Source organism: Bacillus sp. FJAT-27231 (genome assembly GCF_001183975.1).
In the GTDB taxonomy this organism is placed as follows: domain Bacteria; phylum Bacillota; class Bacilli; order Bacillales; family Domibacillaceae; genus Pseudobacillus; species Pseudobacillus wudalianchiensis.
Map to the genome: position 1 here is coordinate 4,215,753 of NZ_LFZU01000001.1, position 15,956 is coordinate 4,231,708.

The window sequence follows — 15,956 nt, forward strand, 5'->3', positions numbered from 1 at the left end:
AGAGGTTAACATGAAAGTAGTAGCAACAAACCAAGCACCAGCGGCTATTGGGCCATATTCTCAAGGGATTATTGTCAACAATATGTTTTACAGCTCTGGTCAAATTCCATTAACACCTGCAGGGGAACTAGTGAATGGAGATGTAACAGAGCAAACTCACCAAGTATTCAAGAATCTTCAAGCTGTACTGGCTGAAGCAGGCGCTTCACTAGATAGCGTTGTAAAGGCGACAGTTTTTATTGCGGATATGGAAGAGTTTGCGGCAGTAAACGATGTGTATAGCCAATACTTTGGCGATCACAAACCAGCTCGCTCTTGTGTAGAGGTAGCAAGATTGCCGAAAGATGTAAAAGTAGAGATTGAAGTCATCGCACTCGTAAAATAACAGCAAGTATGAGCTTTAAGACAAACGCTCTCTTTCTTTATTGTTTTTTGATCAGGCAAGCGTTTTCAAAACAAACATAGAGATAATCTGTATTCTGACACTCGTGAAACAATCACGAGTGTTTTTTATATAAAAAAAAGTAAAATTTTTTCAAAAAAAAGAAGGAATATTTAAAATATTATTGAATAGTTAGTTTAGGCTTTTTATATAGGGGAAAAAGGGGTGAACAGAGTGGAAGTAACTGATGTGAGACTAAGACGTGTAAATACGGACGGCCGCATGAGAGCGATTGCATCTATTACGTTGGACAATGAATTTGTTATTCATGATATCCGTGTAATTGATGGCAACAATGGTTTATTCGTAGCCATGCCAAGCAAACGCACACCAGATGGAGAATTTCGTGATATTGCTCATCCGATCAACTCCAACACACGCGGTAAAATCCAGGATGCTGTTTTAGCTGAGTATCACCGTTTGGGAGAATTAGAAGAAGTGGAATTAGAAGAAGCAGGAGCTTCATAAAATTAAATGCAACAAGAGCCTACTTCAAATGTATGGCTCTTTTTTAGTGCGGAAATTTCCTCTTTTTCCACTCTTTTTATCCTCTTGGAATCTTCTTTCTTCGCTTCCTTTAAAAAATTCGAATATTCATTGACAAAAATTTGTCGTTTTTTAAGCTGTCTTGAAATAAGAGCCCTTTTAAGATATAGTCAATAAGGATAAAAAGTTATAGGGGGACCCTCAATGACGAATATTTATGCTGTCATTCTTGCAGCAGGAAAAGGCACGCGTATGAAGTCTAAGCTTTATAAAGTGTTACACCCTGTCTGCGGTAAACCGATGGTAGAACATGTAATTGATCAAATATCCGATTTACATACACATAAAATTGTTACAATTGTTGGCCATGGAGCAGAGAAAGTCAAAGGCTATCTTGGAGAGAAAAGCGAGTTTGCTTTGCAAGAAGAGCAGCTTGGCACCGCTCATGCAGTCATGCAGGCGGAAGAGATCCTCGGTAAAGAAGAGGGTTGTACACTTGTTGTTTGTGGTGATACACCTCTTATTAAGTCTTCCACTATGGAGGCGCTTGTAAACTTTCACACGGAACAACAGGCAAAAGCGACTATTTTAACAGCTTATACGGATCGGCCTGATGGTTACGGGCGAATCATCCGCAATGAGCAAGGAATGGTTGAGAAAATCGTTGAGCATAAAGATGCAACAGACGAGGAACGGAAAGTGAAAGAAATTAATACAGGCACTTATTGTTTCGATAATCGTTATTTATTTGAGACGTTGAAGAAAGTATCGAATGATAATGCCCAAGGCGAATATTATTTGCCAGATGTTATTGAAATCCTTCAGAAGGCCGGAGAGAAAGTAGCCGCCTATCAAACAGACGATTTCAATGAAACACTTGGTGTAAACGATCGTGTAGCTTTAAGCCAAGCAGAAAAAATTATGCGTGAACGTATTAATGAGCAGCACATGCGCAATGGAGTGACTCTCGTCAGTCCAGAAAATACATTTATCGGTCCAGACGTAGTGATTGGTTCAGATACTATTATTCATCCTGGAACAGTATTGTCTGGAAACACTTCTATTGGTGCTGATTGCGAAATCGGTCCAAATAGTGAGATTAACAATTGCCAAGTTGGAGATAGCACCGTTATTCGCCATTCTGTGGCTGCTGATAGTGAAATTGGATCTCGTGTGGCGATCGGGCCATTTGCACACATTCGTCCAGCATCTCAAATCAGCGATGAAGCGAAGATCGGTAATTTCGTTGAGATTAAGAAATCTGTCTTTGGAAAAGGCAGCAAAGCCTCTCACTTAAGCTATATTGGCGATGCTGAAGTGGGAAGTGGCGTTAACCTTGGCTGTGGTTCTATTACAGTGAATTACGACGGAAAAAATAAATTCTTAACTAAGATTGAAGACGATGCATTCATCGGCTGCAATTCTAACCTTGTAGCTCCTGTTACGGTAGGCAAAGGGGCATATGTAGCAGCCGGCTCTACTATTACGAACGATGTGCCTGGTGAAGCTTTAGCCATTGGCCGCGCTCGTCAAGTGAACAAAGAAAAGTATGTAGAAAAGTTAAATCTTAAAAAATAAAGGCGGAGGTCCACCCATGCATAATCAGTATTTAGACCCTAAGTTGAAAATCTTTTCTCTCAATTCTAACCGCAAACTCGCTGAAGAAATTGCCGAAATTATTGGCGTAGAATTAGGGAAATGTTCAGTGAAACGTTTTAGCGACGGAGAGATACAAATTAACATTGAAGAGAGCATTCGCGGCTGCGACGTATACGTTGTTCAATCAACGAGTGCACCGGTCAATGAAAATCTAATGGAACTACTCATTATGATTGACGCTCTAAAAAGAGCTTCTGCTAAAACGATCAATATTGTTATTCCTTACTATGGTTATGCACGTCAGGACCGCAAAGCCCGCGCTCGCGAACCAATCACTGCAAAATTGGTAGCTAACTTACTTGAAACAGCTGGAGCAACTCGCGTAATTACGCTTGATCTACATGCACCGCAAATTCAAGGATTCTTTGATATGCCAATTGATCACTTAATGGGTGTACCAATCTTGTCTGATTACTTTAAAGGGAAAAACTTCAGCGGAGATGACGTTGTTATCGTTTCCCCAGATCATGGTGGAGTAACACGTGCACGTAAAATGGCCGACCGTTTAAAAGCACCAATTGCTATTATCGACAAGCGCCGTCCAAGACCAAATGTAGCTGAAGTAATGAACATCGTTGGGAATATCGATGGAAAAATTGCTATCTTGATTGACGATATTATCGATACAGCTGGTACCATTACACTTGCAGCTAATGCGCTGGTCGAAAACGGAGCAAAAGAAGTATATGCTTGTTGTACGCATCCTGTACTTTCAGGCCCAGCGATCGAACGTATTCAAAACTCTAACATTAAAGAACTTGTTATTACAAACTCAATTGCTCTCCCAGAAGAGAAAAAGACTGACAAAATTGTAGAGCTTTCCATTGCACCATTAATCAGTGAAGCCATCATTCGTGTTCACGAAGAACAATCCGTCAGCACATTATTTGATTAATAGAAAAGCGGAGGGCGCTTGTTCAGCACGATAGCGGATTGGAGCTCTCGACGAGAAGTTGTTTTCCAAACTTCGACAGAGAGAGCGAAATCAGCGTACGTGCTAGCGTCTGCAGCTGGACAATAGAAAAGTGGAAGGTGCTCGATCAGCACGATAGGAGGTTGGAGGAATTTCTGTTGGAGTCGTTCTTTGACTCCTGCAGAAATTCCGAAACCGCCGTACGTGCTAGCGCCTGCAACTGGACAAGGAAAAGCGAAGGGCGCTTGTTCAGCGGCGTATGGACTGGACGGCTCCGCATGAGATAAAGGAAATACGAAGAGCGACAGCGATTCGATGTTGACTTATCGCAAGAAGGAGCAGGAAGTCCACTGGCCGCTAAGCACCTGTAGCTGGACAATAGAAAAGCGGAGCCGACTGTTCTGGGGCGACAAGCATAAGCCAAGCCGAATACTCTCGCTCTAATAAATAGCCTTTCCTTCAAAAATCCATTTTTTGGATATAAGGGGAAAGGCTATTTATTTTGACTTTGTAGGAGACTAGAGTAGTCAAGCGATGGGGGTACTGCCAATATGTATATAACTGAAAGAACCGTCAAGCAATAAAAAGGTCTTATCTACGCTTTTTATGTTTAGCCACGACACAATAAGGGAATAGATGGTTTAGGACAGAAGTTTCAGACAGAGATCATAATACAGGAAGGTGAGTTTCTCTAATGAGTTCAGTACTTGAAGCAAGAAAGCGTAATGAATTTCAGCGATCGGCTAAAACCGAGCTGCGAGAGAGTGGAAATTTCCCTGCTGTTGTTTATGGGAAAGATGTTGAGTCAGAGTCCGTTTTTGTGAATGAAGGAGATTTCTTCAAAGTGATTAAAGAAGTTGGCCGTAACGGGGTCATTGCTTTAGCCGTAGACGGAAAACAACATAACGTTATTTTACACGATTATCAACAAGACCCAATTAAAAATTATATCGTTCACGCTGATTTCCTGGCAGTAGATTTATCATCTGAGATGACGTCCAATGTTCGAGTTGATTTAGAAGGAGAAGCCGCTGGGGCAAAAGAGGGCGGAGTCGTTCAGCAGCCGCTATTCGAGCTTTCAGTGACAGCAAAGGTTAGTGAGTTTCCTGAAAGTGTGGCAGTGGATGTTTCTAATTTAAATATCGGTGACAGTCTGTCTATCAGTGATATCCGCAATAGCCAGCCATTTACTATTAATCATGAAGATGATGAAGTCATCGTATCTGTGCTTGCTCCGCGTGTCGAAGAAGCGTCTGAGGAAACTAATCAGGAAGCTTCAGAAGCAGAGACTGAAACGGAAGCGAAAGCTGAGCAAGAATAATATAAAGAGAGAGGTCCCTCCTTTCCGTAATGGAGCGGGCCTCTTTTTTGCGAAAGAAAGAAGATAGGGTTTATAATTAAGCGTATAATTTCTGACTCATGTGCGTTATACTTAAATTAATTTATTGAAGAAAAAATTCGAGGTGCGCAAAATGAAGCTAGTCGTTGGTCTCGGCAATCCGGGAGCAAAATATGCAGGTACGAGGCATAATATCGGTTTTGATGTAATTGAAGAGTTAGCCGAGCGGTTTAATTCACCCCTTACAGAAGCAAAGCATAAAGGCATTTATTCCATTGTGCGGAAGGGGACAGAGAAAGCTATTTTACTTAAGCCGCTTACATATATGAATCTGTCAGGAGAAAGCATTGGAGAGGTCATGCGCTATTACGACGTGGCAGCAGAAGAGGTAGTCGTGATTTACGATGACTTGGACTTGCCGGTCGGTCGTATTCGTCTCCGTCAAAAAGGCAGTGCAGGCGGGCACAATGGAATTAAGTCGACCATTGCTCATCTTGGCACGCAGAATTTTAATCGTATCCGTATTGGCATTGACCGTCCAACTCCGCCTATGAAGGTTGTTGATTACGTATTAGGAAGATTTACAGAAGAAGAACAAGAGAAAATGAAGCAAGCCGTTTCAAAAAGTGCAGACGCAGTAGAAGCATGGCTGGAAAAACCGTTTCTTGAAGTAATGAACGAATATAACATTCAGATATGAATAAATGCTTTCTTCTTTGCCTATACTAACGTTAGCCATACATAACAAAAGTGAGCAGCAAAGGAGGAGGCACATGGCCATTCATTACGTTTGCCGCCATTGCGGAACGATGGTTGGAAGCCTTAAGCAACCAGTTGTATCTAGCCGCCGGCTTGGCATCAATGCACTGACGGAGGACGAAAGAATAGAGATGGTTCATTACGACTCTGAAGGAAACGTAAAGATCATGACAATATGTGAAGATTGCGAGGAATCTCTTCAAAGAAACCCTGATTTTCACCAATATGATTACTTTATACATTAAAAACAGCTTTGGACAGCGATCCAAAGCATTTTTCTGTTTTCTGCCGGGGCAACAAATAGAAAGCCTTGGTTGGAGGGGCAGTAAAAGTGTCCATTTAAGGGGAGGAAGAAAGCGTGAATAGTTTACAACAAATTCTCTTACGGAATCATGATATTCAATCTATTCTTGATGGGGTATCAGGCGGGCTAAAAGAACAATTAGCTGCCGGTCTTTCGGGATCATCTCGAGCCCTTTTTATAGCGGCTGCTTATGAGAAAACAGGCAGGCCTACCGTCGTCGTAACGTATAACCTGCTTCAAGCTCAAAAGCTGTACGACGATTTACTTCAGTTTGTTGACGAGCGAGAAGTGTATTTATATGCAGCGAATGAGTTAATAGCCGCTGAAATTAGCGTGGCAAGTCCTGAGCTGCGAGCGCAGCGAATTGAAGTGCTAAATCATATGGTTCATCAGGCAAAAGGGATTTATATCGTGCCTGTTGCTGGACTGCGAAAACTGCTGCCGCCTAAAGAGAGATGGGCCAGCTTGCAAAAAACAATTGAACTTGGAAAAGAAATTGATTTGGACGAAACGATCCATCAGTTCGTGCAAATGGGTTATCAACGCACGGATATGGTATATGCACCTGGAGAATTCAGTGTGCGCGGCGGTATTATTGATATTTACCCATTGACGATTGAGCACCCTGTTCGCATTGAGCTATTTGATACAGAAGTAGATTCGATTCGTACATTTTCTATGGAGAACCAGCGCTCTATTGAAAATAAGAATAAGATTGATATTAGCCCTGTTACAGAAACGCCGTATTCTTCGGAACAGCTTTTAGTATTATCACAACGGTTAGAGGAAGTTTTACAAGACTCACTGAAAAAAGTTAAAAAGGCTGAAACGAAACAGCTGATGAAAGAAAATATCGGCTTTGAAATTGACCGTTTAAAGCAAGGCATCCTAATAGAAGGATTAGCTAAATACACGGCCTTAATGTATGAAAACCCAATGAGTTTAACCGATTATTTACCAGATGACGGCCTTGTATTCTTCGATGAGATTAGCCGAATTAATGAAATGAATGATTCCCTGCAACAAGAGGAAGCTGAATGGTATACATCGCTGTTAGAAGAGGGGAAAATCCTCCATGACATTAAATTGTCTTACCATTTTGGAGAGTTGTTATCCACTATCCGTCAGCCAATTATTTACCTTGCGCTGTTTTTGCGTAAGGTTGCTCATACGCGCCCTGAAAATATTGTTAATTTTTCCTCGCGGCCAATGCAAGATTTTCACGGTCAGATGAATGTGCTTCATGCAGAAGTAGAGCGCTGGAAAAAGCTTGGAATGACCGTTGTATTTCTTGGCGAAAGTGAGGAGCGGATAGCTAAAATTCAACGTGTTTTAGCAGATTATGAGATTGAAGCCTCTAGTTCACTAGAGAAAAACAGTATTATAGAACAGGCTGTGCAAGTCAGCCGCGGAACTTTAACAGCAGGGTTTGAATTTCCTGCGCTACATCTTGCGGTTATTACAGAGAAGGAATTATTCAATAAAAAACCAAAAAGCAGCAAGCGGCGTCAAAAACTGTCTAATGCCGAGCGAATTAAAAGCTATTCGGAACTAAAGCCGGGAGATTACGTGGTTCATGTGAATCATGGTATCGGAAAATATTTAGGGATTGAAACGCTTGAAATTAAAGGAGTACACAAAGACTATTTAAATATTAAATATCAGGGAACAGACCAGCTGTATGTTCCGGTTGAACAAATTGAGCTCGTTCAGAAATACGTAGGTTCAGAAGGAAAAGAGCCAAAAGTATATAAATTAGGCGGCAGCGAATGGAAACGGGTTAAGAGCAAAGTTCAATCATCCGTTCAAGACATTGCAGATGATTTAATCAAACTTTATGCCGAGAGAGAAGCGGCTAAAGGATACGCATTCTCGCCTGATGGAGAAATGCAGAGGGAATTCGAAGCAGCTTTTTCCTATGAAGAAACAGAAGATCAAATTCGTTCAATTAACGAGATTAAAATGGACATGGAAAAAGAACGGCCAATGGATCGCCTTCTTTGTGGAGATGTTGGATATGGAAAAACAGAAGTAGCCATTCGAGCCGCTTTTAAAGCCATTGCTGACGAGAAACAAGTCGCTTTTCTTGTGCCAACCACTATTCTGGCTCAACAGCATTTTGAAACGTTAAGCGAGCGTTTCCGGGACTTTCCGATTGAGATTGGTCTACTGAGCCGCTTCCGTTCCCGAAAACAACAAACCGAGACGATTAAAGGCCTTAAAAATGGCACGGTAGATATCGTTGTCGGCACACACCGCTTGTTATCGAAAGATATTCAATACCATGATCTTGGGCTGTTAATTGTGGATGAAGAGCAGCGTTTTGGTGTGACACATAAAGAGAAAATCAAACAGCTGAAGACAAATATAGATGTCTTAACACTGACAGCGACACCGATTCCACGGACTCTTCATATGTCCATGCTTGGTGTTCGGGACTTATCTGTTATTGAAACGCCACCAGAGAATCGTTTTCCTGTACAAACATACGTAGCAGAACTGAATCCTGCCTTAATTAGAGAAGCGATTGAGCGAGAGCTCGCCCGGGAAGGACAAGTATTTTACTTGTATAACCGTGTAGAGGATATTGAACGAAAAGCAGATGAAATTGCTATGCTTGTCCCAGATGCCAAAGTGGCTTACGCACACGGCCAGATGACGGAAAGAGAGCTTGAAACAGTGATCTTAAGCTTTTTAGAAGGGGAATATGATGTCCTTGTCACGACGACGATTATCGAAACAGGCGTTGATATTCCGAATGTTAATACACTCATTGTCCATGATGCAGACAGGATGGGACTATCCCAGCTTTATCAAATTCGCGGGCGCGTTGGGCGCTCCAATCGGGTAGCCTATGCTTATTTTATGTATCGTAAGGACAAAGTATTATCTGAACAGGCTGAGAAGCGCTTGCAGGCGATTAAAGAATTTACTGAGCTAGGTTCCGGCTTTAAAATTGCCATGCGCGACCTGTCTATTCGTGGGGCAGGAAATTTACTTGGTTCCCAACAGCATGGATTTATCGACTCCGTCGGATTTGATTTATATTCTCAAATGTTGAAGGAAGCCATCGAACAAAAACAAGGAGCAGACAAAAAAGAGACAAAGTCATCGTTTGAAGCGGAAATTTCTATTGATGCTTACATCCCTGATTCTTATATTAAAGACAGCCGTCAGAAAATTGAGATGTATAAACGGTTCAGAAGTATAGAATCATTAGAAGAAGTAGAGGAGTTAAAAGAAGAAATGGTAGACCGTTTTGGTGACTATCCACGTGAGGTGGAAGATCTCTTCAAGGTGGCAGAGATGAAGGTTTATGCGGTTGCTGCTCAACTAGAGTTAATTAAACAAGAAAAAGACTCTGTGTATATATTGATGAATGAAGACGGAACGAAACAAATTGATGGCTCAAAAGTATTCAATATTTGCAATAAACATGGACGAGCAGTGGGGCTTGGAATGGAAGATAGTAAGCTCAAACTGACTATCGATATTAAAAATATGGCAACGGAGACGTGGTTTGGAATTGCCTTCGATATTATAAAAAATTTAGAAACAGCGAAAAAATAGTGGGAAAAACACAACAAAATGTATAGAACTTCCCAGATGATAAATAATAACAATCACAAGGGCAATATCATCGGTCAGGTATCGTTGATTCATTGTCAATCCATCATCTGAGGAAAGTGAGGCAACATAAGATGAAAGCAACTGGTATCGTTCGTCGAATCGACGATTTAGGACGGGTCGTTATCCCAAAAGAAATCCGCCGCACGTTAAGGATCAGAGAAGGGGATCCGTTAGAAATTTTCGTTGATCGCGATGGAGAAGTTATTTTAAAAAAATATTCCCCTATTAGTGAGTTAGGCGATTTCGCTGAGGAGTATGCAGAGGCACTGAATGACAGCTTAAACACGGCTGTATTAATTTGTGACCGTGATGCCATTATTTCGTCTGCTGGAGTATCGAAGAAAGAATATGTAAACAAAAGCATTGGAGAAGTTATTGAAAAAGCAATGGATGATCGGCAAAGCGTACTGCAGCATCCACAATCTCAAGTATCATTTGTAGATGGCCGCGAAGAAAAAGTTCAATCTTACACACTCGCCCCTATTATTGCAGGCGGTGATCCAATTGGAGTAGTCGTTATTTTCTCTGATGAACGCTCAATAGGTGAAGTAGAGAGAAAATCAGCAGAAACGGCTGCCAGCTTCTTAGCTAAACAAATGGAAAGTTAATTGGGAAAGGAAGCAGGAGAAGCACTGCTTCCTTTTTTATGGACAAAAACGTTGAGTGGAGAGAGCGTGTGCTAGTCCGGGGCTAAACAAGGCACTTGCACTTTTCTTGTCCAGTTCCAGTGCCTAGCCCCTCGAGGTCAAATGTTCTGCACCCAAGGAAGTCAAAGAACGACCTCCTGGGTACAGAACATTTGCTAGTCGGGTCTAAACAAGGCACTTGCACTTTTCTATGTAAATATATTAAGTTGGAAGCAGCATGTTTAGAAGGGCAGAGTGCTATATGTTGCCATGGAGAGAGAAAAATTCATTAATGCAGGGAGCAGCCATCTTAACGATAGCGGCTGTGTTTATAAAAGTGTTAAGTGCGGTATACCGGGTCCCATTTCAAAACATCGTTGGTGATATTGGTTTTTATATTTATCAGCAAATATATCCTTTTTACGGAATTGCGAATGCATTAGCTACATATGGGTTTCCTGTTGTTATTTCCAAATTAATAGCTGAATCGGCGGGTGATCCGCGGCGCAGACAAGAAGCTATCCGTCTTTCTTATTATGTAACAAGCTGTACGGGCATTTTACTATGGGGAATTGTTTTTTTCGGGTCAGGCTTTATATCCGGTAAAATGGGAGATCCGTCTTTGCAGCCGCTCCTCCAGATTGTTGCTTTTTCTTTTTTATTCATTCCGTTATTAACAGTGTGGAGGGGCACATTCCAAGGAGATGGAAATATGGTTCCGACAGCTGTTTCACAAACGGTGGAGCAATCAATACGGGTTGGAGCTATTTTATTATTCTCTTATATTCTAATCGGAAGAGGTGCCTCGCTTTACATGGCAGGATCAGGTGCCTTTGCAGGATCGATAGCCGGCAGTTTCGCTGCGATGGCGGTTCTGTTGTACTTCGTGCACAAGAGCGGTTTGATCTCTGAAAGAACAATAAGGCTTGAAAGTACTATAAAGAAGAAAGAAATTCAGCTGCTCTTCATTCAGGCAGCCGCTATTTGCCTGTCGAGTATGGGAATTGTATTATTTCAATTAATTGATTCATTTAATCTATATCATGGATTAATAAAAGAAGGCATGGGGGAATGGGAAGCTAAAATGGCTAAAGGAACGTATGATCGCGGTCAGCCACTTTTGCAGCTTGGCACGACAGCGGCTGCTTCCCTTGCCTTGACCATTGTACCGCTCGTGACATCGGCTTATCGCAGAAACTTTCGTCAGGAGCTGGACAATTATATTCAGCTGGCATTGAAGGTAAGCTTTACATTCGGGCTGGCGGCTACAGCAGGACTCATAAATATTATGGAATCGGTTAATACGATGCTTTTTGAAAACAGCAATGGCTCCTTTGTGCTGTCTGTTTTTTGCACGTCCATTCTCTTTAGTTCGCTTGTGCTTACATTGACGGGGATATTGCAAGGGTTCGGCAAAGACTTTGCACCTGCTTTGGCTGTGTTAACAGGTATGCTTTTTAAATATATTGGCAACGTCGTTCTGATTCCTCTGTTTGGAACAGCTGGAGCAGCTGCTGCTACGTTGTTAGCCTTTGCTTGGATGTCTGTCTTTTTAACCGTTGTTCTTCGGAAAAAGTGGAAAACCGCCTTCATAAAAAAAGAAGCAGCAGGCAAAGCCTTGTTTGCCGTTTTTTGTATGACAGCTGTCTTGCAGGCATGGAGAGTGTTATGGGAGTACATTTTGCCTCTAGAAGAGAGCAACCGAGCAGCAATGGTCGGAATGGCGTTAAGCAGTGTCGCTATCGGAGCATTTATTTTTATTTATTTAATTTTAAAATTAAAGCTTTTTACGGAAGAAGAACTTCAGCAAATTCCTTTCGGCAGCAGACTGAGTAAAAGAATCAGTTAAGCTAAAAAATTACAATAGAAAGAGAGAGGGAACATGACGCCATCTATTACGATTGCCGGTCTCGGCGCCGGAGATATAAACCAGCTGCCTCTTGGTATATATCGTCTATTATTACAATCTGGGAAGGTTTTTACCCGTACACTTGAGCATCCAGTTATTGACGAACTGGAGAAAGAAGGAGTTCGTTTTGAGAGCTTTGATCACATATATGAAAAGCATGATCAATTTGAAGCTGTCTATGAAGAGATTGTTTCCTTATTAATCACGCAAGCTCGGGAACAAGGAAATATTATTTATACAGTTCCAGGGCACCCTATTGTGGCTGAGAAAACAGTGCAGCTTTTACTTGAGAAAGGGCACGTAGGTGAACTGGAAGTCAACATCGCGGGGGGCCATAGTTTTCTTGATGACTTGTTTGCTTCGGTTGGAGCCGATCCAATAGAAGGGTTTCAGTTTCTTGACGGTACAGCCTTAAAAAAGGAAGACATCAATATTTTTCAGCACATTGTCATTGCGCAAGTGTATGATGCATTTGTTGCTTCCGATGTGAAATTAACCTTAATGGAAAAGTATCCAGATGATTATGAAGTGACGATTGTGACAGCCGCAGGAAGCGCACAGCAGCAAACGCAGACGCTGCCTCTTTATGAGTTAGATCGCCAGGTCACGCTGAATAACCTCACGTCCTTATACGTGCCGCCTGTGCGAAAAGAGGAAGACACGTACAAAGAGTTTTCTGTGTTGCGTCAAATCATCGCCACGTTACGTGGACCAGATGGCTGTCCATGGGACCGGGAGCAAACACATACGTCTTTAAAGAAATACTTGATTGAGGAAGCCTATGAATTGCTGGATGCGATTGATCAAGAAGACGATGATCATATGATTGAAGAGCTGGGGGATGTGCTGCTGCAAGTTCTGCTTCATGCGCAAATTGGTGAAGATGAGGGCATGTTCTCCATCGAGGATGTAATCGAATCAATTTCCCGGAAAATGATTCGCCGTCATCCACATGTATTTGGTAATGCAGAGGCAGAAAATGCCGAAGCGGTGGTTTCAAACTGGCAAAAGATCAAGAGTGAGGAAAAAGGAGAAAAACAAGCTTTCCGACTCGATGAAGTAGAAAAAGGACTGCCTGCTTTGCTGCGCGCCTACGAATTCCAAAAGAAGGCGGCCAAAGTAGGATTTGATTGGGATGATGCCAACGGAGCGATTGAGAAGGTATTAGAAGAGTGGCAGGAGTTTCTGGATGAAGTGAAGAATGAAGACAGCAGCAAACAGCTCGATGAATTCGGCGACGTCCTTTTTGCGCTTATTAACGTGGCGCGGTTTTATCATATTCATCCGGAAGAAGCACTCGCTAAAGTGAATGAAAAGTTTTACCGTCGTTTTTCTCATGTAGAAAAACGGGTAAAAGAGAGCGGACGTTCATTTGATGATTTTACGCTAGATGAGCTGGATGCATTTTGGGATGAAGCTAAAAATATAGGTTTGTAAAGGGAGAGAGAACCATGTCGACGATGAGACTCGATAAGTTTTTAAAAGTTTCACGATTGATTAAACGGAGAACATTGGCAAAGGAAGTAGCCGATCAAGGAAGAATTACCATTAATGGGACTACCGCGAAAGCGAGCTCTAATGTGAAGGAAGGGGACGAGCTGTCTATTCGGCTCGGACAGCGTGTTCTAACTGTAAAAGTACAAAAATTGCAAGAAACGACAAAAAAAGAAGAAGCCGCCGGTATGTATGAGTTATTAAAAGAAGAGAGAATCAATGAATAAAAGAGCAGGCTGGTAAATAAAAAGTACTCATAGAGCAAGCCTTTGTGAGTACTTTTGTTTTTGCTAAAAAGTTGGGAGCGAGGAACAAATAGGTGTGAACGTGAATAAAAAGCTGAGAGAGATAAACAAAGCAGAACGATCGTAAACACGGCCCGGCGCTTTTAAATTTTTTCTTCCCTCTCATAGTTTTGCTATTGGCTGCATACATTTAGTGGCAAAGCTTGTACTTTGCAGTGAGGGGGAGAAAAATGAATCAGATGTATGATTCTACTAATAGTCGCTCAGCTGACGGTCATGATATTGTCATGCAAGGCAGAAAGATCATGGAGATCACTGGAGTAAAGCAAGTAGAAAGTTTTGATAGCGAGGAATTTTTACTGATGACTGTTATGGGCATGCTCGTGATTAAAGGTGAAAATTTGCAGATGAAAAACTTAGATGTAGACCGTGGTCTCGTAGCGATTAAAGGGCGCATCTCTAGTTTGGTTTACACAGATCAGTCTGCGGGCGATAAATCAAAAGGATTGTTCAGTAAGTTGTTCAAATGACATTAACTGTTCAATTTGAAACGTTATTGTCGATGATCGCTATGGGAATCTTTTTCGGCGCCCTGTTGGACACTTATCAAAGATTTTTAAAGCGGCAGACCCGCCCGCGAGTTATCTCTTTTTTTACAGATATTTTGTTTTGGTGTGTGTTTGGTTTATTAATATTCTATTGCTTATACCAGGTTAATTTCGGTGAAGTCCGTCTGTATCTTTTTCTCGCCTTGCTTTGTGGGTATTCAGCTTACCAGGCTTTATTTAAAGGGTTTTATATGCGGCTTCTTGAGCAGATCATCTTAACAATAGTGAATATTTTCCTTTTCTTAAAAAAGTGTTTTTATTTTCTTATTATCCTCCCTATTAAGTTGATGATAAAAGCAGTTATCACCATTGCCACCATAGTGGGCCAGTCTTTTCTACTTCTTGCCAAAACTACCCTTTCCCTATTATTATGGATAGGAAAGATTGTTTTTTCGCCTATTCTTTTGATTTGGCGCTTTTTTCCTGAAAAATTACAAAAAAAAGCAACTACTTTAAAAGGGAAACTGGCAGGATTTTTCTTATCAATCAAGAATAAGGTTAGGAATCAAGCAAATCGTTGGAAAAAATGAGCCGGGAGGAAGGGAAATGAGCGGTTTGAACAAAAGTAAAGTAACTGCCTTGAAAAACGCCTTTGTCTTCAGCCGTGCGAGAAAAGACTTATTTATGGCAAGGCACAAAAAGAAGCTGTACAGGAGGCTGATTGCCTTTGTTGTCGTAGCTCTGATGATTTCTGTGGGCTTAATGTCGACTCTTTATTCACGGACGGCCCATCTAGAAGAACAAAAGCTGGCGAAAGAAAAAGCAGAAGCATCGCTGGCAGAGCTGAAGCAGCAACAGAAACGATACGAGGAAGAATTAAAGAAACTAGAAGACGATGAATATATTGCGGAACTCGCAAGAAAAAAGTACTTTTTATCTGATGATGGAGAGGTTATATTTAACCTTCCTGAATCAGAGGAAAGCAATGGGAAAAGTAAAGAATAAGAAGGGTTATATTGACACCTTTTTTTTTCGTAATATAATAAAGGTTAAAGTTTGATCATTTCTAAGGAGGAACATTTTTTTTATGTCAATCGAAGTAGGCAGCAAGTTACAAGGTAAAGTGACAGGGATCACTAAATTTGGAGCGTTTGTTGAACTGCCAGAAGGCTCAACTGGATTAGTACACATTAGTGAAGTAGCGGACAACTATGTAAAAGACATCAACGACCATTTAAAGGTCGGCGATGAAGTAGAGGTAAAAGTCATTAATGTGGAAAGCGACGGAAAAATTGGTTTGTCCATCCGCAAAGCGAAAGACCAGCCGCAGCAACAGCAATCCTATCGTCCCCGTCCAAGAAATAATGATTTCCGTTCTAAAGGACCAAGAGGAGGAGGAAGCTATTCATCTCCGAAAGAAAACTTTGAACAAAAAATGGCCCGCTTTCTCAAGGAAAGTGAAGATCGTCTGTCTACCTTGAAACGCCAAACAGAATCGCGCCGCGGCGGTAGAGGAGCGAAAAGGGGTTAATTGCTGTCTATTTAACTATAATTATGAACTGATCGGAAAACATTCAGCAGCAAAAAAGCTGCCTTGCAAGG

Annotated in this window: 16 protein-coding genes; all 16 read left to right on the plus strand. The window is 41.6% G+C overall.

Annotated elements, in window-relative coordinates:
• Positions 1-10 precede the first annotated feature (10 nt).
• The 16 genes from ridA to AC623_RS20225 all read left to right on the plus strand — a co-directional run bounded on the left by ridA (position 11) and on the right by AC623_RS20225 (position 15,885).
• Positions 11-385 (plus strand): 2-iminobutanoate/2-iminopropanoate deaminase, encoded by a 375-nt coding sequence (gene ridA, locus AC623_RS20150; protein ID WP_049666028.1) that lies wholly within the window; start codon positions 11-13, stop codon positions 383-385.
• A gap of 231 nt (positions 386-616) precedes the next feature.
• Complete coding sequence (gene spoVG / locus AC623_RS20155; RefSeq protein WP_041101893.1) at positions 617-910, plus strand: septation regulator SpoVG; 294 nt, start codon at positions 617-619, stop codon at positions 908-910.
• A 222-nt stretch (positions 911-1,132) separates the two neighbouring features.
• The gene (glmU, locus tag AC623_RS20160) at positions 1,133-2,506 is read left to right on the plus strand and encodes a bifunctional UDP-N-acetylglucosamine diphosphorylase/glucosamine-1-phosphate N-acetyltransferase GlmU (RefSeq protein ID WP_049666031.1); all 1,374 of its coding nucleotides are present in this window, start codon (positions 1,133-1,135) and stop codon (positions 2,504-2,506) included.
• A gap of 16 nt (positions 2,507-2,522) precedes the next feature.
• The gene (locus tag AC623_RS20165; RefSeq protein WP_049666033.1) at positions 2,523-3,482 is read left to right on the plus strand and encodes a ribose-phosphate diphosphokinase; all 960 of its coding nucleotides are present in this window, start codon (positions 2,523-2,525) and stop codon (positions 3,480-3,482) included.
• Between the two features lie 712 nt (positions 3,483-4,194).
• Positions 4,195-4,821 carry a 50S ribosomal protein L25/general stress protein Ctc gene (locus AC623_RS20170; RefSeq protein WP_049666035.1) on the plus strand — a complete coding sequence of 209 codons (627 nt, stop codon included), beginning with the start codon at positions 4,195-4,197 and terminating at the stop codon, positions 4,819-4,821.
• A 151-nt stretch (positions 4,822-4,972) separates the two neighbouring features.
• Positions 4,973-5,539 carry an aminoacyl-tRNA hydrolase gene (gene pth, locus AC623_RS20175; RefSeq protein WP_049666038.1) on the plus strand — a complete coding sequence of 189 codons (567 nt, stop codon included), beginning with the start codon at positions 4,973-4,975 and terminating at the stop codon, positions 5,537-5,539.
• A gap of 73 nt (positions 5,540-5,612) precedes the next feature.
• Positions 5,613-5,843 carry an anti-sigma-F factor Fin family protein gene (locus tag AC623_RS20180; RefSeq protein ID WP_049666040.1) on the plus strand — a complete coding sequence of 77 codons (231 nt, stop codon included), beginning with the start codon at positions 5,613-5,615 and terminating at the stop codon, positions 5,841-5,843.
• Between the two features lie 113 nt (positions 5,844-5,956).
• Positions 5,957-9,472, plus strand: coding sequence for a transcription-repair coupling factor (gene mfd / locus AC623_RS20185; protein ID WP_049666042.1), 3,516 nt, complete (start codon positions 5,957-5,959; stop codon positions 9,470-9,472).
• A gap of 131 nt (positions 9,473-9,603) precedes the next feature.
• A complete protein-coding gene (spoVT, locus tag AC623_RS20190) occupies positions 9,604-10,140 on the plus strand; it encodes a stage V sporulation protein T (RefSeq protein WP_049666043.1) in 537 nt (178 codons plus the stop codon).
• 280 nt (positions 10,141-10,420) lie between these two features.
• The gene (locus AC623_RS20195; protein WP_049666046.1) at positions 10,421-12,007 is read left to right on the plus strand and encodes a putative polysaccharide biosynthesis protein; all 1,587 of its coding nucleotides are present in this window, start codon (positions 10,421-10,423) and stop codon (positions 12,005-12,007) included.
• A gap of 33 nt (positions 12,008-12,040) precedes the next feature.
• Complete coding sequence (gene mazG, locus AC623_RS20200) at positions 12,041-13,504, plus strand: nucleoside triphosphate pyrophosphohydrolase (RefSeq protein WP_049666048.1); 1,464 nt, start codon at positions 12,041-12,043, stop codon at positions 13,502-13,504.
• Positions 13,505-13,527: 23 nt separating this feature from the next.
• Positions 13,528-13,788 carry an RNA-binding S4 domain-containing protein gene (locus tag AC623_RS20205; RefSeq protein WP_049666842.1) on the plus strand — a complete coding sequence of 87 codons (261 nt, stop codon included), beginning with the start codon at positions 13,528-13,530 and terminating at the stop codon, positions 13,786-13,788.
• Positions 13,789-14,036: 248 nt separating this feature from the next.
• Complete coding sequence (gene yabP / locus AC623_RS20210; RefSeq protein ID WP_049666051.1) at positions 14,037-14,336, plus strand: sporulation protein YabP; 300 nt, start codon at positions 14,037-14,039, stop codon at positions 14,334-14,336.
• Complete coding sequence (gene yabQ / locus AC623_RS20215) at positions 14,333-14,944, plus strand: spore cortex biosynthesis protein YabQ (protein WP_049666054.1); 612 nt, start codon at positions 14,333-14,335, stop codon at positions 14,942-14,944. Before yabP ends, yabQ begins: the two co-directional genes overlap by 4 nt.
• A gap of 16 nt (positions 14,945-14,960) precedes the next feature.
• Positions 14,961-15,359, plus strand: coding sequence for an FtsB family cell division protein (locus tag AC623_RS20220; protein ID WP_049666058.1), 399 nt, complete (start codon positions 14,961-14,963; stop codon positions 15,357-15,359).
• Between the two features lie 82 nt (positions 15,360-15,441).
• Positions 15,442-15,885 (plus strand): S1 domain-containing RNA-binding protein, encoded by a 444-nt coding sequence (locus tag AC623_RS20225; RefSeq protein WP_049666060.1) that lies wholly within the window; start codon positions 15,442-15,444, stop codon positions 15,883-15,885.
• Positions 15,886-15,956 lie beyond the last annotated feature (71 nt).